Below are 19011 nucleotides of genomic sequence, written 5' to 3'. Positions count from 1 at the left end.
TGGTATGAAAGGGATCATTCGCAGTCTCCAGATGGCCGCCATCCTGCTTGGCAGCAGCGGGATGGCCTTCACCGCCACCCCCGTGGAAAGCCTCAAGTTCAGCGGGGAGGTGGATACCAACCAGGCCAGTTTTATTCTCACGGGACGCCTGAAGGGTGGCGGCCCGCCAGAATCTGAAGTGCCCCTCATTTACTCCGCCACCTGGCAGGCCGGCGTGCACTTTGAAAAAACCAACATCCTCCAGCGATTTGAATTACGCGCCCGCGTGCTGCAAGGGCAATTCAAGGAATGGATTCTGCGCTGCCGTGGGCACGGCAACATTGAACAGGTCTCCGGACCCGGCATCAAAGATTGGGCATTACGGCGCGATGCCGCCGGCCAGCTCTATCTGGTCATCCGGCCCGCCGACGCCGCTACCAACCAGCCGCCGCCGCGGGAATTGTCCGCCAGTGTGATTGCCCGGCATGCCTTCGCTTCCCTGCCCCTGGACTTCACCCCGCTGGTGCTGCAACCGCACGAAGCCGCCTTTGCCGAAGGCACGCTGGAAATCGTGCCGGACCCGGCATTGGAACTTTCACTCACCAACCTATCAGGGTTTTTGCTCGTGCAAAAATCGCCCGCCACAGGCACAGGCACCGCCTCGCCCCTGGATGCCACCCAACCCTTCCTGTTGCGCTGGACCGGCGGCGATTATGCCCTGCAAGTCCGGGCCATGGAAAAAGACCCCGAAGGCCGCCAAATCACGCTGAATCAATTTCAGCTCACGGGCATGATGAAAGAACAGCGCGCGTCCTTTACCCTGCGTGCCGAAGCCCTCGTGCGCCATGCGGAGGGCGGAGCCCTCGCCCTGCTGGCCGGTGACGCCGCCTTGACCAGTTTTCCCACCAACGCCGAAGTTTATTTTGCGGACGGCCGCTACTGGCTGCGCTTCCGGCGGCCGGGCACTTATCCTCTCTCGCTCACTTTTGATGCGCGCGTGACCACGCAAAATGAATGGAATAGCGTGGCCTTTGAGTTGGCCCCCAGCGCCCTGCGTCCGGTCACCCTCAAAGGGCTGCCCGCAGAGACGTTGTTCAACCTGGGCAACGCCGCCCGCCCCGAAAAGCAGGGCGACGACTATGTCACCTTCCTGGCCTCCAGCGGGCCCTTGCAATGGCAATGGCGCACCGCCCGCAAAGAAGAACGCGGACGGCTGTTCTACGCCGTGGAAGGCCAGGTGGGTTTAAGCGTTGGTCCCGGCCTTCTGCGCCAGGCCTGTTTGTTGAACTACAAAGTCATGCAGGGAGAATTAACGCAACTTTCACTGGCCCTCCAAGGTGATGGGGAAGTGACCCATGTGCGTGGCGATGACATCCTGGCCTGGCGGGTCATCCCTTCCTCCAATGGTTTGCGGCGGCTTGTGGTGCAGCTCAATCAGCCCCGCAAAGACCAGTATCGGATGCAAGTGCTTTTGCAAACTCCGCTGGGGGCTTTCCCGGTGGCAGTCACACCGTTGCGGCTCACGCCGGAGGAAGCCATCCGCTACTCCGGTTACCTCGTGGCCATGAATGACGGCGCCGTACGTCTCGAAGCCACCGAAACCCGCGGCCTTTCCCAAATTTCACCGGAAATGGTGCCCCAGCGGGAGGCCATTTCCCAAGCCGGCTTGAGCCAGGGCACCCAAATGTTTGCCTACCGCTTCAGCGGCCCGGATTACACCCTGAGCTTGCAGGCCGAACAAGTGCAGCCGGAGGTCAACGTGTCCCAACTGCTCGTTTACCATCTGGGCGAAACCGAAACCACCATTGATGCCGAGTTGGAATTGGACATCCGGGACGCTCCTCTGCGCGAGTTCACCATCCGCACGCCCGCGGATTTCACCAATCCGCGGGTCAACGCCCAAAGCCTGAGTGATTACTTTTTAACCCCCGAGCCCAATACCAACCTGTCCCGCCTGCGGCTGGTGTTTGCCCAGCCCCTCACGGGCCGGCAGGTGGTGCAATTGCGCCTCAGCAAAAACACCAACGCCATGCCTGGCGCCTGGTCCCTTCCCCTCGTGCACCCCCTCGGCATCAAGTCGCTCCGCCTGCATCTCGGCGTCTCCGCTGATACCGGCTTTCGTCTCACCGCCGGGGAAGTCGCCGGTTTGACCGAGCTGGCCCCCGGCTTTTTCCCCCGCAAGATTGCCGGCCTGCAACTGGCATGGCGATTGCGCGATGAGACCTGGCAGGCCACCGTGCAAGTCGAACGCCTGACCCAGACCGTGCTCGCGGACGTGGTGCACTTGTTCACCTTGAAGGAGGGCATCGCTTATTGCAGCTCCGTCATCAACTACTGGGTGGGCGGCGCGCCCATCAACCAGTTCCGCGTCGCCGCTCCCACCAACTACGGCAACGTGGAATTTGCCGGCCGCGATGTGCGCAACTGGAAACCTGTCGAGGGCGGTTATGAGGTGTATCTCAACACTCCGGCCTTTGGCGCGTACACTCTGCTGGTCACCTGCGACCGCCAATTCCACCCCCGCACCAACAACCTGGTTGAATTTGAGGGCGCGCGCCCGCTGGACGCCCAAACCGAGCAAGGCAGCGTGCTGGTCATCAGTGAGCACGCCTTTGAGGCCCGCCCCGCCGAAGTCTCTCCGCCGCTCCTGAAATTGGACCCGCGGGAAATCCCTCCAGAGCACCGCCTGTTGTTTGATGCCCCGCTGCTGGCCGCTTATCAATACACCGCCCGGCCTTTTGTTTTGCGCCTCGAGCTGGCCTCGCTGCCGCCCGGCGAAACCATGCGGCAGGTGGCCGACCGCGCCGTCCTGCAAACGCGCATCACCCGCGAGGGCGAACTCGCCACCACCGCCCGTTATTTCGTCAAGAACCAGGGGCATGCCCACCTGCGCGTTAAAATTCCAGCCGGTTACAAATTATGGGAGGCGCGGGTGAACCAAAACATGACTGCACCCGTCAGCGATGGTCCGTCCACCCTGATTCCCCTGCCCTCCAAAACCGACCCGTTGGCCGTCTTGACCGTGGAATTAAAGCTCGCGGCCAAGGCCGGCGACCGGCGGCGCCTGGTTTTGGAAGCGCCCGTCATTGAGGCGCCGGTGTTGCAAACCGAGTGGCGATTGCAGGGCGACGCCGGCACGCGGCTGCGTTTTCAAAGCGGGCGTGTCGTACCCACCGGCGCATGGCAGGAGCCTGGCGGCTGGCATTGGATTGCTCAGCATTTCAAGGGGGGCTTCTCGTGGCACCGCCGAACGCTGGCTCTGCTGTTGCTGCCCGTGTTGCTGGTGGGCAGTGTCTTGTGTTTCCGTCACGCCGCGCGGCCCGGCGCCACCCGCGGCAGCCTCGCCCAAATCACCGCCCAGGCCGCTGGCATTCTGATTGCCTTGGGCACCCTGGCTTTGCTGGCCCTGTTGGCCTGGGTTTCGCTCACCCCTGGCTCCGACAATCCCCATGAAATGGTGTTCATCGCTCCCATTCAAGACCCGGGCCAGACACTTTCGCTGCAAGTCACCCAATGGGCGGCGGGAGATGTTATGTTTTACGCCAAATATGCGTGGCCAGCGCTCCTGGCTGTGGCGCTGTGGGTGTTGGCCGCCGTTAAGCAATGGTCTCACTGGGGGGGCAGCGCCGCTCGTATGGCTGGCTGGGCCCTGCTGGCATGGGCCGCCTTGCGCATGCCGGGGGGCGCGCCGTGGTTCTTTGGCATTTTGGCGCTCTTTGCCCTGACCCAATTATGGTTCCCCGCCTGGCGAGCCATCCAGCAACTCCCCCCTGCCCCCAAACCTGAGCCGCCGGCCGCGCCGGCCGGCTCCTCCAACCCGGCGCCGGGAGCAGCCACCGCTTTATGGCTGGCCGGACTGCTGGTCACGGCGACCGCCACGGCCCACGCCGCTCCCGCCGAACCCACCCGCAGCGTGGTGCAAAGCGTCATCCAACAACTGCAGGTGCAGGATGAATTTTTGCGCGCTCGCGCCCGATTAATCTGGCAAACCGAAGCCGGTGAACGGCTGGACTTTTTATCCGCTCCTGCAGTCCTGACCCAAATCCAACTGCCTGCCGAAAATCTCGTACTAAGCCAGAACCCCCTCGGAGGAGGCTACCGGCTGACCGCAAAAACTGGAGGCAAGTTTGAAGTGGAATTTGAGTACCAGTTGCGCGTCACCCGCGAGGCAGCCAGCGGCCATTTCGCGCTGCCCACCTGCCCCGCGCTGGTGAACCGGTTAACCTTGGATTTGGATCGCCCCGACCTGAGCGTGATTTCCAGCGAAGCGGTCTCCGTCGAGGTGGCCGTGGTGCAACAGGAAGGAAAGGAGCTTTCCCGCGCTGAAGTGGTGCTGGCCCCCCGGCCGTCTGCCAGAATCAACTGGGTGCCGCGCTCGCGCGACCCGCGCCGGGAAACCGCCGTCCTCTACGCCGAACTGCACCACCTTTATGTGCCCACCCCTGGCCTGCTGGAAGGCGTGCATCTCTTTCAGCTTAAACCCGCCCAAGGACAAATCACCGAAGTCACGGTGTTGATTCCCACCAATCAAACCGTAACCGATGTGCGCGCCCAGGGACTGGCTCATTGGCGCTTCGACCCCGACAGCCGCCTCCTGCGTGCTGTCTTCCAAACGCCCCAGGCCCAGGCGTTTCAAATGTGGATGTTTTCACAAATTCCCGCTGGGGCCTTGCCGTATGAAATTACCGCCCGCGTGCCGTTGTTACAAAACACCGCCGGCCAGTTGGGCACTCTGGGCGTGGCCACCGGCCAGGAAGTACAGCTCCAGGAAACCGCCAAGGTTCAGGGACTGGCCCCCATCAACCTGGAAGATTATTCCGCCGCCCTGTTGAAGGAGGCCAGTCAGTGGATGTCAGGGCTGACGCTGCGCCGGGCTTATCGCTATTCAGCCGGAGACGCTCAGATTACTCTTGCCGCAGCCCCCGTTCAGCCGGACATCCGGGTGGCCACGCAAGAAACCCATTCCCTGGGCGAAGACCGCGCCGTGCTCGCCCTGCAATGGACGGTGGACATCACCCGCGCCGGTATTTTCCGGCTAAGCTTCACCCTGCCGGCGGATTTTGATTTGGAAAATGTCACCAGCCCCATCTTAAGTCATTGGACGGAGCTGCGGGCGGCCGGTGAACGCATCATCACCCTTCACCTGCGCGGCAAGACGGAAGGCCGCCACAATTTCAACCTCACGCTCGGCGGTCCGGGCCTGGCCCGCCGCAAAGAATGGACCGCACCGCGCGTTTGGGTGCGAGAGGCCACCCGCCAGACGGGACAGTTGCTGGTCATCCCGGAACAAGGGCTGCGCCTGCACGCCCGCGAGCGCGACGGCGTCAACCCCGTGGACCCGCGCCGCGCCGGCCTGACCCAAAAGGGTGGTTTGGCCTTTGCGCTCCTGCAAAATCAATGGCGCCTGGTGTTCGATGTAGAGGCTGTTGAGCCTTGGGTGGAGGCCGCCGTGCTGCAACACTGTACCCTGCGTGAAGGCCAGGCCCAGGTCATCGCCGCCCTCGAATATCGCATAGACAATGCCGGAGTGAAAAATCTCCAAATCCTGGTGCCCCATCCAGCCGATAATGTCCGCTTTGAAGGCGACCTGTTCTCGGATGCCATGCGGCTGCCCGCCCCCGGCGAGGCCCGCTGGCAGACGTGGGAAGTCAAACTGCAACGCCGCGTCATCGGCAATTACACCCTGCGCCTCAGCTACCAAATGCCCCTCACCAATCAAACGGCCGGAATGCGCCTTGCCGGGGTCAGAACACCTTCTGCCAACCTACAGCGCGGCTACCTGGCCGTGCAGGGCAGCGGCCGCCTGCAAATCCGTCTCCCTGCCCAGCCCGCCGGTCTTCAACCGGTGGAGTGGCAGGCGCTTCCTCCGACTCTCCGCCGCAGCGCCGGCATGACCGAAAGCAAGGACTGCTTCGTGGTCATGGACAGCGGCTTTGAACTGCCCATCACCCTCTCCCGTCATGAGGTGGCCAACGTCCTCCCCGCTCAGGTGGAAAGCCTGACGCTCACTTCCGTAATTGCCCCCTCCGGCCAGATGTTGACCGAAGGCCGCCTGGTGCTTCGCCCCGGTGACAAACGCCTGCTGCGTATGAAACTTCCCGCTGGCAGCCGCTTCTGGTACGCCTTCATCAACGGCCAGAGCGTCTGGCCCTGGCGCGAAGGCGGCCAAATCCTTTTTCTGTTGGAGAAACACAGCGAGCCTAACCAGCCCACCACGTTGGAATTCTTCTACACGGCTGGTACGGGCGAGGACGGCAACCTGGCCCGTCGTGAAATGCTCGCGCCCTCCTTCGACCTGCCCTTGGAAAATGTGACCTGGAATATCTACACCCCCGCCAACTGGGACATCCAGAACTGGCAAAGCGCCCTCCAAATGCGCAGCGTCGGCACGCCCCTCTGGCCCACCGGCATCAATGTGGATGATTACCTCAAATCAGAAATGGCCCGCCGCGAAGAAAAAGTCAAAACCGCCGAGCAGCTCTTCTCCATGGCCAACACCATGCTGCAACAGGGCGCGCCCCAACAAGCCCAGCGCGCCTTCCAAGCAGCTTGGAACATCTCCCCCCAGGATGCCGCCTTCAATGAAGATGCGCGCGTGCAATGGAATAATGTGCGCCTCCAGCAAACCTTGCTGGGCTTGAACGAGCGCCGCCAAAACGCCCTCGACATCGCCGAACGCAAAGAGGGGCGCGCCCGCAACGTCCTGGGCCGCGTCGAACCCGGCCAGGCTCCGCAATACACGCAACAGCAGGCGCAACAAGTCCTGGAGCGAAACACCCCCGATGAAAACGCCGCCCTCCAACGCCTGGCTGAACGCATGCTGCGGCAGCAAATCGCCGGTGTGACCAAGCCGGAAAGCATTCGCGCCGCCCTGCCCTTGCAAGGCCGGCCTTATCAATTCACCGGCGCTTTGGTGGTGGATGAATGGGCCACACTGAAAGTTGCGCTCAAGGCCAAGGCCGCCGACCCCCAAACGGCCACGGGTGGCGTCACCTTGTTGACCGGCCTGTTCCTCGCGTTGGCGGCCCTTTATGGCCTGCGGCCCAAAGCCCAAAAATGAGGGCGTGCAGCCCTTCATAACCTTGCCCACCCACGGTTTGAATTTGGAACCCCGCCTCACTCCTTGACCACTTTGCAAATGGTGATGCGTTCGGAAAATACAACGATTTCCTCGGCACCGTCGCCGTCCACATCCTTGACTTCGCCCCGGATATTGCTGAGACGTTCCTTGAGAGTGGGATGAAGCACCGCACGGAAAACCGGCTGGAGCCGTCGGTCCAACACCATTGCCGTCACCTCATGCATGATATTATCATTGCTGAATTCTCGATGCGTTTTGCCAACTACGCCCACTGAATTTGAATGCAGGTCCTTCCACAACACTGCCACATACGGCCCGCCGTCCAATTGAGGCAGCCGCACATTACCCAGGACATGCGCGTACGCCAACATTTGGCGTGGCTGCGCCAATCGAGTTTGCCGGATAACCTGCAAATCCTGACTCAACACGCGCACCCACCCATTGGTATCCGTCATAACGAGTTCCCGGCGCCCATCCCCCGTGACATCGGCAGGATGCACATCCACCAGTTCAAAAGGCGGCAGGTATTCACGCAGTCCCTCTCCATTGGCCTCCACGTAGAAAATCCGGCTGGCAATTCCCGGGCCACGCTCCTCAGGCGGCAAACTGTGACGGGCTAAATAGGATGCCGACAGCCAGGCATATATTCGTCCCGGTGCCGACGAGCCAGCCTCCCACATTAACGGTACAACAGCCGTGTACTCCTTCCCAACGGTCCGGCGCCAGCGCAATTCCCCATTAGCATTCAGCACGGCCAGATGCGAATGAAAATCATCGGTCCCGTCCTCCAATTGTTTGCCATTACAGGTGGCATGAGTCCCAAAAATAATTTCTTGCTTACCGTCTCCCTCCAAATCCTGAACCAGGAACTTTCGGATGTATGGGGCAGTGGGGAAATCCCAGCGCATCACCCCTTTCGTGTCATCCATATCCATCAAAACCAGCCCGCGTGGACGTCTTTGCCCATAAGGTGTCCCATAATGAAATAGAAATTCCTTTTTTTGGTCGTTATCCAAATCCACGGCCATTCCCGAAATAAAAACCGTGGCTGAAGCCGCTCGTTCCCGGTTGGCAGGTACGAATTCACCCTCGTACGTAAACTCGGCCACCGTGAGCAAATTGGGGTTGATGACTTTGGCCCGGGCCTGAGTTTTCTGGCTATAGGTAATAATCAAATCATCGGCTTTATCGGTGGAAAAACTTGTCATGGTTAAGTAACCAATGTCACCCCGTTCCTCCGAACCCAGCAGCTTTGGGCAAGGAATCAACTGCACCCGGTTATTTGTAGCATCCACGACCTGAATAGAGTTGTCCTGCCGATTTAGCACCAGAAAATCCGTCACTTTATCCAGGTCCCAATTCCCCATCACTGAAGAATAATGATCGAATCCTTCCCCAAGCTGGATGACTTGGATCGGTTTTAATACGGGGGAACGCAACCAGCCCGTATGCCAGAGGCCCAAAGCTGCCAGACTCAAACATGCGCCCGTCACGATTTTGGGCCAATGCCGCCGCCAACTCACCCGTGCACGATTGACCCACGCCGTGCCCGCATGCGCGCCCACCGGCAACTGACCGCGCTGAATGCGCCGCAAATCCTCCAGGAAATCCGCCATGTTGGCATAACGATCGCGCTGATCCCGTGCCATTGCCGTTTCACACACCAACACCAGCTCGGCAGGCGCCTTGGGATTCAGTTCAAGAATGGGACGCGGCGGGCCGGCCTTGATTTGGGCAATGACCTCTTCGGTTGTCCGCCCGCTATACGGCAGACGGCCGGTGAGCATTTGGTAAAGAATGGCCCCCAGCGAGTAAATATCGCAACGGGTATCTTCGGCCTGCCCATGGGCCACTGCCGGGGATAGATAGGGGGCCGTGCCTTCACAATGGCTGCCCTCCACGTCCAGCGTGCGTTCATTGAACAACGTCCTCGCCAGACCAAAATCCGATAAATACACCTTCCCCTGCTCTGCCAGCAAAATGTTGTCGGGTTTTAAGTCCCGATGGATCAACCCGCGGGCATGTGCGTACGTCAGCGCTTCGGCCACAGGAATCAGCACTTCCAAAATACGCTTAACCGTTGCCGGTTTCCCGCCCGCCAACTCGCCGGCCAGCCCCCCCCTTTTCACAGAACGGCATGGAATAGTACGGACCCAACGCCGTCCGCCCACTGTCCAACACCGGCAGGATGTGCGGATGCTTCAACCGGCTCATGTGGTTTGCCTCGCTCAGAAACCGCTGCACCGCAAGGGGGTACTGCAGGAGACTTGGCTTCAAGACCTTAACGGCCACCACCGCGTCATTACGTGTGTCTCGGGCCAACACCACCACACCCATGCCTCCTTCCCCCAAAGCGCGCAAAACTTGAAAAGGCCCAAAATGGCCAATGGACTCTGATTGGGCCTGCTCCAGCCCCTCCAATTGGGAGAGCAGCGTGAGAGTGTTTGCCAGGTGGGAAATGGGTATGCCTGCCGGCAGCGAGGACTGAAGCGCCGGGGTTATGGACGGTAACTCTCGGGCCACGCTGTCGGATTCTGGCCGACACCCCCCTTGCCTGTCAAGTATAGCCAGGCTTGCTCAAAAACCGCCCGGCTGAGCTCATCCACCCAGCGGGCATTGGCCAATTGGTCAAACCCCACCTTCAGCTCCTCATTGCTCAACGAGGTAATCCGCGTCTTGCACCGCACCAAGGCTGCTGCCAAACTCAGGTAGTACAAAGCCAAGGCCACCTTGGGCGGAATGCCAGACAAGGGATTTTTATGGCAAGACTTGGCATATTGCTTAATCAACCGCAATAATTCCACCGGCGGATGTGCATGATGCAGCCAAAAGCCAAAAGTATCGTTTACGGGGGCCAGGCCAGGTTCTACTTTCCCCAATTCCTTGCGCAAAGCGGCAGGCAATGGCCCTAAATCTTGTTCCAGCGGCCTTGCCAATTGATATTGCAAAATGGCCGCCAACTCCTCCTCACTCCACGGTTGGTGGACAGCAGTCCCCAAACTCATCAGTTCCACCAGCCGTTCCGGCAGTGCACCCTGCAAATTGATAAGATCACTTACCATGAGCCTCTCCTTGTGGTATTACGATGATTTTTACTGTATCCTGCTTTCCCCCAGCAACTTTGCCAGCCTTGAGTCAACCTTTTCCCAGCCTCTAGCCCCGTTTCCGAAGCGCCGCCATAAGTTCCTGAATCTCCGTTTCGACCTCCTCTTCGCTGCTGGCATACTCACGAATCACCTCGCGTAACATGCGCGCAAACATCCGCTTGGCCGTGACCAGTGCATTGCCCGCCTCGACCGGGTCATTGAAGCCAAGCTGGAGGCATAAGTCTTGGTAAGGCACGGGGGTCTCCCCCTCCAAAATCGGTTGCAACAACCGCCGCTCAAACACCTCCCATACCCGATGGCGCCCGTTTTCCTGGCATGCCAGACGCATTCGCCCAATGGCATTTTCCAAGACGCGGCAACCCCAAGCGCGATCCAAGGCACCATCCCCCCCGCAAAAAACCTCTAATGCATGGTTCTCCTCCTGAATGAGATCAAGCGATACTTCCTGCGCTCTTGGCTTTTTAAGTTCATCTTTGATAAAATTGTGCAGGGATCTGACCAACAACCCGCGAAATCTTCCCCTGGCTGGCCTGGCCTTTTGCATCAACCCTCGCAGCAAAGCCTTTTTCCATACAAAACTGTGCAGCCATTCCTCCGCCTGGTTCTTATCCACCCGCAATCTCCCCTGAAGATACTGCAGCAAAACCGGATAATAGATGTTTAATATATGCTCCAACGCTTCTTGGGCTGCCGCTTCATCCCCCTGCTGTACGACTTGAAGAAGAGACCACTGCGTAGAGGGAAAAATACCGTTGGCTGAATCACAATTCATGAGTGGTACTATTTTCGCCTTCATTTTAACAATTTGAGAATTTTTGACAAGCTCCCTCCTGGCGCATAACTTGATTCACTTCCTTTGTGCCGCCATAAAGTGAGATTCGCCCCTCAAACTGGACTGGCATATTCGGGCTTTGCGCCCTGCCCGGATTTCCCTATAATAAAGCCGATATGACAAGTTCATCGCCCCAGGCGGTGCGTCTGGCGGAACTCCTGTCTCCCGCCACCATCCTGTTAAATTTGCGCGCCCAAGACCGGGAAACGGTATTGCGGGAGCTGGCGGAAACCGCGACGCGAGTCCTGGAAAAACCGCATTTAACTGAAGGCTTGTTTCAAGCCTTGCGGGAGCGCGAGTTGCTTTACAGCACCGGCATTGGCGACGGGGTTGCCCTGCCCCATTCCCGCACTGTCCCGGCCGAGCTGGCCACCCGCCCCCTGCTAGTGTTTGGACGGCACGCCACCGGCATTCATTTCCATGCCATAGACCACCGTCCGGTGCAGATATTTTTTCTTATGCTGGCGTCCAACGCCGGACAACACCTTTACCTGCTGGCCCGTCTAAGCCGCGTGCTGCGGCAGGCATCGGCGCGCGAGGCTCTGCTCAAAGCCACCCGTGCTGAGGAAATTATTGGGGCGGTGCGTGAAGGAGAAAGCCTCCTGCCCTGACCATCTTAACGCACCTCGCCTTGGAAGCCCAGTTGCCTCAAGGCTTCGTAAAGCACCAGGGCCACACAATTGGACAGATTAAGCGAGCGGGCTTGGGAATTAAACATCGGGATGCGCAACCAGCGCTCCGGGTGCCTGGCCAGCAGAGAGGCCGGCAAGCCGGTGGTCTCCCGTCCAAAAACCAAATAATCGTCCGGTAAGAAGGCCACCTCCGCGTAGTGTCGCTCCCCCCGGCTTTCGATGAACCAAAGGCGGGCTTCCGGGGGCAGTGCCGCCTCAAAATGGGCCCAATTCGGCCAACGGCGCCAAACGACATGCTGCCAGTAATCCATGCCCGCCCGCCTGAGTTGGCGGTCATCCAAATGAAATCCAAAGGGTTCAATGAGGTGCAATACGGCGCCCGTAGCCGCGCACAGTCGCGCGACATTGCCGGTGTTGGGGGGAATTTCCGGCTCCACCAGAACGACATTCATGAGGCCGGCCGTTGCCATACCACCGGCGTCTCATTCACGCTGCCCCGCCGGTAGCCTTCCAAATCCACGGTGACATGCGCATACCCGAGGGCCCGCAATCCCGCGGCGATTTTGGCGCTCAGGCCGTTGCCCAAAAATTTGGGCAGCTCCGCGCTTCCCACTTCAATGCGCGCCAAATGCCGCACGCCACCCTCCGCCCCCTTCAATTCGTGATGGCGCACGCGCACATCATAAAAACCGGCATCCCGCAATAAATACTCGGCCTCCTCAATCATCCGCAGTTTTTCCACGGTCACCGCCTCGCCGTAGGGAATGCGCGAGCTCAGACAGGCCATCTGCGGTTTGTCCGCCGTGGGCAGCCCCAGACGCGCGGACAGCTCCCGGATTTCCGCCTTGGTCAACCCCGCTTCCTTCAAGGGTGCACGCACTTGAAATTCACTCGCCGCCTGCGCCCCGGGGCGATGATCGCCGATGTCGCTGGCGTTCTCGCCATACACAATAACCGCAAACCCCTCCTTCCGCGCCAGTGGCGCCAACTCGGTGAACAACTCAAATTTGCAGAAATAACAGCGGTTGCTGGGATTGGACAAATACTGGGGATTCTCAAACTCCCCCGTCTTCACCACCCGCACTGGGAAACCATGCTGGCGCGCCAGCTCCAAGGCCTCGGCCAGCTCACGCCGGGGGAGGCTCGGAGAATCCGCAATCACCGCCAGTGCGCGCTCCCCCAAGACATCGTGGGCCACCCATGCCAGAAACACCGAATCCACCCCGCCACTATACGCCACCAGGCAGGAGCCATAGGACTTCAAGCGTTCCCGCAAATCATTGTACTTTGCATCCACCACACGCTTAAATTGGCATTGCTTGGGCAAATTGTCGAGCCGGTTAGTCCCACCACCGGGGCCGGGCATCAAACCCCGCCAAACCGCCGGTGCCGCCGGGTGTACTCCTCCAGGGCCGCGTAGAGCTGTGGCTTGCGGAAATCCGGCCACAAGGTGGGCGTGACCACAAATTCCGTGTAGGAAATTTGCCACAAGAGGAAATTACTGACGCGCATCTCCCCGCTGGTGCGAATCAGCAAATCGGGGTCCGGATAATGCCGGGTGTACAAATGCTGCGCCACCACCTGCTCATTGATCTCTTCCGGTTCAAGCTGGCCAGCCTTGACCTTGGCGGCAATCGTCCGTATCGCCTCCACAATTTCCGTCCGCCCTCCGTAACTTAATGCCAGAATCAGCGTCAAACCATTATTCTTGGCCAGGGCCGCCTGGGTTTTCTTCAATTGCTCCTGCACAAACTCCGGCAGCCGATAGACCTGCCCAATTACTTCCAGCCGCACGTTGTTGCGATGCAACTCGCCAAGTTCCGTCTTGAGAAAGCGGGCCAGGTATTTCATCAAGGTATCCACCTCGTCCTTGGGCCGATTCCAGTTTTCCACGGAAAAGGCGTACAAGGTGAGGTATTTGATGCCCAGCTCGCCACACGCGCGCACCACGGCGCGCACGGACTCCACTCCATGCCGGTGTCCCTCCACCCGCGGCAGCCCGCGTTCCTTGGCCCAGCGGCCATTCCCATCCATGATGATGGCCACATGCACCGGCAGGTTGGCCTTCGCCTGGGCGCTTAAGGCGGGTGCCGATGCCGAATGTGAGCTCATCTTTAGAGGGGCTGATGCGCCCGTTATTTAACGAAAATAGTTTGCTCCCGCCCCGGGCCAACCGAGGCTATGCCAATGGGCGCGCCAGTCAAATCGCTCAGGGCTTTGAGATAAGCCCGCGTTTTGGCAGGCAAATCCTTCCAACGCTTCACGGCGGAAGTGGGCTGCCGCCAGCCCGGCAGCTCCACATACACCGGCTCGCATTGGGCCAGGAGCGCCGCGTCGCTGGGCACATAATCATATTGCCGTCCAGCGGCGCGATAGGCCACGCAAACCTTGAGGGTTTCCAATGTGTCCAACCCGTCAATATTGGTCACCGCCAGCTCATCAATGCCATTAACCATCACCGCATGCCGCACGGCCACGGCATCAAACCAACCGCATCGCCGGGGCCGTCCGGTGGTGGCCCCAAATTCACGTCCCATGGCGTGGAGCATGTCGGCAATCTCCGCATTCTCCGTGGGCAACGGCCCTTCCCCCACCCGTGTGGTATAGGCTTTCATAACCCCCACCACCCGATCCATCCGGTTGGGCGGCACCCCCGACCCGGTGCAGGCTCCCCCCGCCGTCGTATTGGAGGAAGTCACATAAGGATAAGTCCCATGGTCAATGTCCAGGAAAGTCCCCTGCGCCCCCTCGAAGAGAATATTCTTTTTCTGGCGCAAGGCCTGATTCAGCAAGACAACCGTGTTGGTCACGAAGGGCTTCAGCCGCTCCGCGGCCGCCTGATAGTCGGCCAACACCTTTTTATAGGACAAGGGCTTGGCGCCAAAGGCTTTCAGCACTTCATTGTTTTCCTTGATGCGCGTCTTCAACGCCGCAGCAAAACGCTCTGGCTGCACCAAATCCAGCAGCCGCAGTCCCACCCGCGCCGCTTTATCGCCATACGCCGGGCCGATACCGCGTTTGGTGGTGCCGATTTTCTGGCGTCCCTTGAGCACTTCGCGCTGCGCATCCAGCTCGCGATGGTAGGGAAACACCACATGCGCCGTCTCGCTCAAGGCCAGGTTTTGCGGGGTCACCTTAATCCCCAGTTTTTCCAGGCCATCAATTTCCTCGCATAAACTGATGGGGTCCACCACCACCCCATTGCCCACCACGCATACCTTGCCCTGGTGCAAAATGCCCGAAGGCACCAGGTGCAAAACATACTTCACGCCCTTCAGAATGACCGTATGTCCCGCATTGTTGCCGCCCTGCGTGCGCACGACCAGGTCTGCCGACTCCGTCAGCACGTCAATAATTTTGCCCTTGCCCTCGTCGCCCCATTGGGCGCCAACCAAAATGGTGGTTGCCATAAAATGTCGTTAATCTGTTGCCACGGGCGGAAAAGACCCCTTGCCATGTAAATCCGGGGTGACATCCGCGCCATTTACAGTCAAACGTTAGGGGCCAGCCCCAACCAGTGTCAAGCCACCGTTCACCCGGGAGCCACAAACCGCCTGCCAGTGCGAAATGCCCCCACGCCTGGCCATCGCCACGGAAGCGGCCATTCTGTTAACCGCCAGCGAATTCAATTTCAGCCTGCTCGAATTCAGGGTTTAGTCACCTTCAACCTCACAAAACGTTGACTACCCTCACCCTTGGGAACAGTGGCGCGGACGCGCCGGAACACGCCGTCGTCGGCAATGATTTCCTGCACCACCCCCGCACTGCTCCACATGCCGTCAAGGGAATCCGCCCATTCCACCGTGTAACTCAGGTCGTTGACCAGGGCGGGTCGGAGGTAGATTAAGTGCCATGTGGCGGCATCGCCCCCAACAGACAACGCTCCGGCCTCCGGCACGGTTGGGTTCAAGCCGAGAGCGTATTCCATTAAATTGGCGTAGCCGTCCCGGTCCCCATCCTCGGTCGGCGTGTTAACCTCCACTCGACCGGCGGCCCAGCGTTCGTAAGTACCCAACGGAACCTCTTGGCGGTAAAAAACCGTGAGGGTGGCGGGCTGCCCGCCGCTTTTATCGGCAGCATCAGCAGTCCGACGGCCCGTGCCGGAGACAAGCATCACAACCGCGCCGCCATTGGTCCAGCCAGGCCGTGCGACCACCTCCTGCAATAGTGGCGCCAGGTCAGGCGTGCGCTGCCGCAGGCCGCGCTCGTTCAAGACGGTCCACGGGGCTGGCGTCCACGCAACACTGGCCTGAGTCACTGGACGCGCGCCAAGGTTGTTGGTCAGGACAAGGAAGCCCGCCGCCGAATCAGCCGCCTCCGCACGGATGGTGAGTACGGTAGGGCTGTCGTTGGTCTCATCGGCGGTGAATTGCAGATACGCGCTGGTGATAAGCGCGCCGGGCGGTATCGCGAGATTGTCGAAACGCAGACCCACCAATTGGTCACCGGCGCTCGTGGCACTGTCATTGACCAGCTCAAGGTCGGTGCTGGTAAGGTTCACGGTGCCGGAGACGGCTTGTTCAGCATCGTTGGTGCCGTGGCTAATGGTAGCTGTCACAGAGTACAATGGCGTGGGCGTGAGGAAACTGACCGTTAGCACGGCCGGGCTGCCGCCGGATTTGTCATAGGCGTCGGCTGTGCGATGCCCACTGCCAATGATGAGAAAAACAATGCCGTTGCCTGGCTGCCAGCCGGGACGGGACACCACCGCTTGCACCAGACCAGCGAGATTGGGCGTCTGCTGCGCAACGCCCGCATCACCAGCGCTCCAAGGGCCGGGCGCCCAAGGCACAGTCAGCTCATTTCGGACGCGGGCGCTGAGGTTGCCCGTGATGTTGGTGAACCCAGCCGCAGAGTCTGCGGCCTCGGTGGCGATGTATAGCAAGGTGGGCCCGCTCTGCGATTCGTCAGCAGTGAATTGAAGGCGCGCATCGGTGATGATGGCGCCTTGCGGTACCTGCAACTCAAATCGCAGACCAACAATTTGCGGCCCCCCGTCCTCCACCAGTTCCAGGTCCGTGCTGGTGAGATTCACGGCGCCATTGGCAGCCTCCTCCGCATCTTGGGCGCTGCCGTTGATGCGGGCGGTGGTAGTGGCGGGCAGGCCGGAAAGGTTGGTAACGGTCAGGGCCAATTCTGCCATGTGCGCTCCCCCCGCCTCATCGGTCACCCGTACCACGAAACGATTCCAGCCTACATCGGCCGCCGTGGGGACACCGCTTAATGTGCCGTCCGCAGCCACGTTCAGCCAGGCGGGGCCATCCATTTTGCTGAAAGTTCGAGCACCGACACCGCCAAACGCGGAAGCGGCAATGCTGTTGGTATAGGCACAGAACGCGAAAGCGTCCGGAACGGCCAACTGTGTGATATTGAAGTTGGGCGGCAGGCTCGCCGCCAGGGCGGCCACGGTGGCATCGGACAGCGCCGAAGTCAGAAATCGAACATCATCCATTAGTCCGTAAAAATTGGGATCGGCGGCAAACCGGCTGTGGCCAAGGTAATTGTACTGCACTCCGAGACTGTCAGGATTGATCGTCATGGAAGAGTTGGAAGCCACCAGTCTGCCGTTGATGAATAGTTTCCCGGTGGTCCCACCGAGGGTCACCGCCACATGGGTCCAGACGCCAGTGGCCAGCACGGGAGCGTTGAGGCGCTGCTCACTGTTCCAGCCGTTGTCGGTGATGGTGAAACGCATGGAGCCCCCCACATCCGGGCTGAGATAAAGGTATTTGAGATTCAACAAGTCACCGAGGTCAAAAATGCGCTGCCACCGGCCACCCCCGTACCAATAGACCCAGGCAGCAAAGGTAAAGTCAGTGCTGTTCCCCACATTGGCGGGAAGCTGCAGATAATCGTCCACCCCGTCCAGCATAACGGCCTGGCCAAACCGCCCCGGCGCGAAGCGAGGCGTGCCCACCGGCATCGCATCCTGGCCGTTGCCTCCATCGTCCATGAAGCTGCCGTCAAAGCGGAAGCGGGTGGTCCGGCCAATGCCTGAATCTGGCCGTTGCTGGCGGTAGGCCAGGGGCGCGGCGCGGTCGCGGTACACTTCCCCGGCCTGGGTCGGCCAACCATCATCCCACGCCAGGCGGCGGACATCCTCAACCCAGTTGAACGGCGCGTAGCGCTCCACAAAGGGCGCGTTGTTGAGCATGTCAACCATCGCGGCAATCGCTGCCGCTTGCTGTGCGTAAGTAGGGTCCCCGCACCCCGTCCAATTCGCGCCGTTGTTCCATTCGGTAACCCAAATGGGTCGCCTGGTGTTGTTATAAACCTCGAGCAGGAAGTTATACATCTGACTGGCCGCCCCATTGGGGTCAGCGGGATTGTAACACCAGTAGTAATGCACAGCGACAAAGTCCACCCGCAAACCCGCCGCGTCCGCCTGTTGCATGAAGGGATAAAGCCAGCCACTACGCCCGCCGTCGGAGACCGCGGGGGAGCCTACCCGCAGACCCGTGCCCAGCAAGTCGGCCCAGGAGGCAAGCGCATCACCCACCGACATGTTCGCCTGGTCGGGACGGTCGGGTTCATTGTAACCAAGCAAGTGGGTGGCGCCGCGCTCGCGCCAGTCCTGGTCGAGGCCCGGCCAATAACGGCTCTGGCGAATGGGCACGTATTCCCAATCCAACGTCGAATTACGGTCGAGGTTCCAGTTGTAGAGCCAGTCCACATCCAAGTTTTGTTCAATATTGCCCGCAATACCCTTTTTGCTGGTCCAGCGCCATGGGAATACGCGGATAAAGCGGATGTTCTTCTCCAGCGCCGCCGGCAGCCGGCTAATCTCCAAATCCCCATCCTGCGCCACAAAGTTGCGGCTCGTTCCCGTGCCATTCCTTTGCGTGGCCAACGTGACCTGATAACCTCGTTTGAGTTTGAATGAGGCCACATTGGTGCCCAGTTCCATGTTGGCATCGCTGTATTGAACGAAAGACTTCAGCCGGCTGGATTGGCCGGCAAAATATCGGTTCTCAAACACCTCCAGCGCCGCATAGTCTGGCGCATGCGGAATCACCACCGCCCCCTGCTGATACTGCACCACGCGAACGTTGCTGTTGAGCACCGCGTTCGAGCCATGCACCAGCACCCGGCTGAGAAATCGGGAGGCCACTTGCGAAGGCTCAATGGCTGTCAATCGCAGCCACGCGTCCGGCGAATTGAGATGAATCGTACAACCAGGCAGCGGGTCGCCTGAGCCGGTGATGCGCAGTTCTGCCCGCCCCGTCAATGTCACCGTCCGATTGGTCAAGGCAGCATGGGTCTGGATGTCATTGTGGAGGAGAAGCGGTTGCGCGGTTAAGGCAACCGGCAGCAGCCCCACGACAACCATGGCCAGGCCAATAGAGCGCTTCATAGCCTATCTTCGGGCAACCAACACTT

11 protein-coding genes are annotated in these 19011 nt (G+C 60.0%); 2 read left to right on the top strand and 9 right to left on the bottom strand.

Translation table 11 applies throughout. The annotated features are described in order from the left end of the window. The first annotated feature begins 4 nt into the window (after positions 1–4). Complete coding sequence (locus tag NXS98_RS02065) at positions 5–7039, top strand: hypothetical protein (RefSeq protein ID WP_283846805.1); 7035 nt, start codon at positions 5–7, stop codon at positions 7037–7039. Between the two features lie 56 nt (positions 7040–7095). On the opposite strand, the gene NXS98_RS02060 is transcribed toward NXS98_RS02065, so the two are convergent. The 4 genes from NXS98_RS02060 to NXS98_RS02050 all read right to left on the bottom strand — a co-directional run bounded on the left by NXS98_RS02060 (position 7096) and on the right by NXS98_RS02050 (position 10495). Next, the gene (locus tag NXS98_RS02060) at positions 7096–9189 is read right to left on the bottom strand and encodes a serine/threonine protein kinase (protein WP_283846804.1); all 2094 of its coding nucleotides are present in this window, start codon (positions 9187–9189) and stop codon (positions 7096–7098) included. Then, positions 9134–9583 (bottom strand): protein kinase domain-containing protein, encoded by a 450-nt coding sequence (locus NXS98_RS17880; RefSeq protein ID WP_425499923.1) that lies wholly within the window; start codon positions 9581–9583, stop codon positions 9134–9136. Before NXS98_RS17880 ends, NXS98_RS02060 begins: the two co-directional genes overlap by 56 nt. Further along, entirely contained in the window at positions 9559–10122 is a 564-nt protein-coding gene (locus tag NXS98_RS02055; RefSeq protein ID WP_283846803.1) for a hypothetical protein, read from the bottom strand. The genes NXS98_RS17880 and NXS98_RS02055 overlap by 25 nt, the downstream gene beginning before the upstream one ends. 91 nt (positions 10123–10213) lie before the next feature. After that, positions 10214–10495, bottom strand: coding sequence for a hypothetical protein (locus tag NXS98_RS02050; RefSeq protein ID WP_283846802.1), 282 nt, complete (start codon positions 10493–10495; stop codon positions 10214–10216). 620 nt (positions 10496–11115) lie between these two features. Here NXS98_RS02050 and NXS98_RS02045 point away from each other — a divergent pair. Beyond that, positions 11116–11610 carry a PTS sugar transporter subunit IIA gene (locus NXS98_RS02045; protein WP_283846801.1) on the top strand — a complete coding sequence of 165 codons (495 nt, stop codon included), beginning with the start codon at positions 11116–11118 and terminating at the stop codon, positions 11608–11610. Between the two features lie 5 nt (positions 11611–11615). Here NXS98_RS02045 and NXS98_RS02040 read toward each other — a convergent pair whose 3' ends face one another. From NXS98_RS02040 to NXS98_RS02020, 5 genes are all read right to left on the bottom strand, one after another. Continuing rightward, on the bottom strand, positions 11616–12083 hold the full coding sequence (locus NXS98_RS02040) for a tRNA (cytidine(34)-2'-O)-methyltransferase (RefSeq protein ID WP_425499948.1): 468 nt from the start codon (positions 12081–12083) through the stop codon (positions 11616–11618). Continuing rightward, positions 12080–12931, bottom strand: coding sequence for an ATP-dependent sacrificial sulfur transferase LarE (gene larE, locus NXS98_RS02035; RefSeq protein ID WP_283846799.1), 852 nt, complete (start codon positions 12929–12931; stop codon positions 12080–12082). Before larE ends, NXS98_RS02040 begins: the two co-directional genes overlap by 4 nt. Before the next feature lie 65 nt (positions 12932–12996). Beyond that, positions 12997–13743: an undecaprenyl pyrophosphate synthase gene (uppS, locus tag NXS98_RS02030; RefSeq protein WP_283846798.1), complete on the bottom strand. Its 747-nt coding sequence runs from the start codon at positions 13741–13743 to the stop codon at positions 12997–12999. 23 nt (positions 13744–13766) lie between these two features. Continuing rightward, positions 13767–15041, bottom strand: coding sequence for an adenylosuccinate synthase (locus tag NXS98_RS02025; RefSeq protein WP_283846797.1), 1275 nt, complete (start codon positions 15039–15041; stop codon positions 13767–13769). Between the two features lie 236 nt (positions 15042–15277). After that, positions 15278–18985: a glycosyl hydrolase gene (locus tag NXS98_RS02020; RefSeq protein WP_283846796.1), complete on the bottom strand. Its 3708-nt coding sequence runs from the start codon at positions 18983–18985 to the stop codon at positions 15278–15280. Positions 18986–19011: the final 26 nt, after the last annotated feature.

The sequence above is a fragment of the Fontisphaera persica genome, from assembly GCF_024832785.1.
In the GTDB taxonomy this organism is placed as follows: Bacteria; Verrucomicrobiota; Verrucomicrobiia; order Limisphaerales; family Fontisphaeraceae; genus Fontisphaera; species Fontisphaera persica.
The sequence above is the reverse complement of the archived record's forward strand: the minus strand, read 5'-3'. Positions and strand labels throughout refer to the sequence as shown.

Excerpts from the sequence above, each read along its gene's own strand:
- NXS98_RS02065 (WP_283846805.1), top strand. The coding sequence starts at position 5 with ATGAAAGGGATCATTCGCAGTCTCCAGATGGCCGCCATCCTGCTTGGC.
- NXS98_RS02055 (WP_283846803.1), bottom strand. The coding sequence starts at position 10,122 with ATGGTAAGTGATCTTATCAATTTGCAGGGTGCACTGCCGGAACGGCTG.
- NXS98_RS02050 (WP_283846802.1), bottom strand. The coding sequence starts at position 10,495 with ATGCGTCTGGCATGCCAGGAAAACGGGCGCCATCGGGTATGGGAGGTG.
- NXS98_RS02045 (WP_283846801.1), top strand. The coding sequence starts at position 11,116 with ATGACAAGTTCATCGCCCCAGGCGGTGCGTCTGGCGGAACTCCTGTCT.
- NXS98_RS02040 (WP_425499948.1), bottom strand. The coding sequence starts at position 12,083 with ATGAATGTCGTTCTGGTGGAGCCGGAAATTCCCCCCAACACCGGCAAT.
- uppS (WP_283846798.1), bottom strand. The coding sequence starts at position 13,743 with ATGAGCTCACATTCGGCATCGGCACCCGCCTTAAGCGCCCAGGCGAAG.
- NXS98_RS02025 (WP_283846797.1), bottom strand. The coding sequence starts at position 15,041 with ATGGCAACCACCATTTTGGTTGGCGCCCAATGGGGCGACGAGGGCAAG.
- NXS98_RS02020 (WP_283846796.1), bottom strand. The coding sequence starts at position 18,985 with ATGAAGCGCTCTATTGGCCTGGCCATGGTTGTCGTGGGGCTGCTGCCG.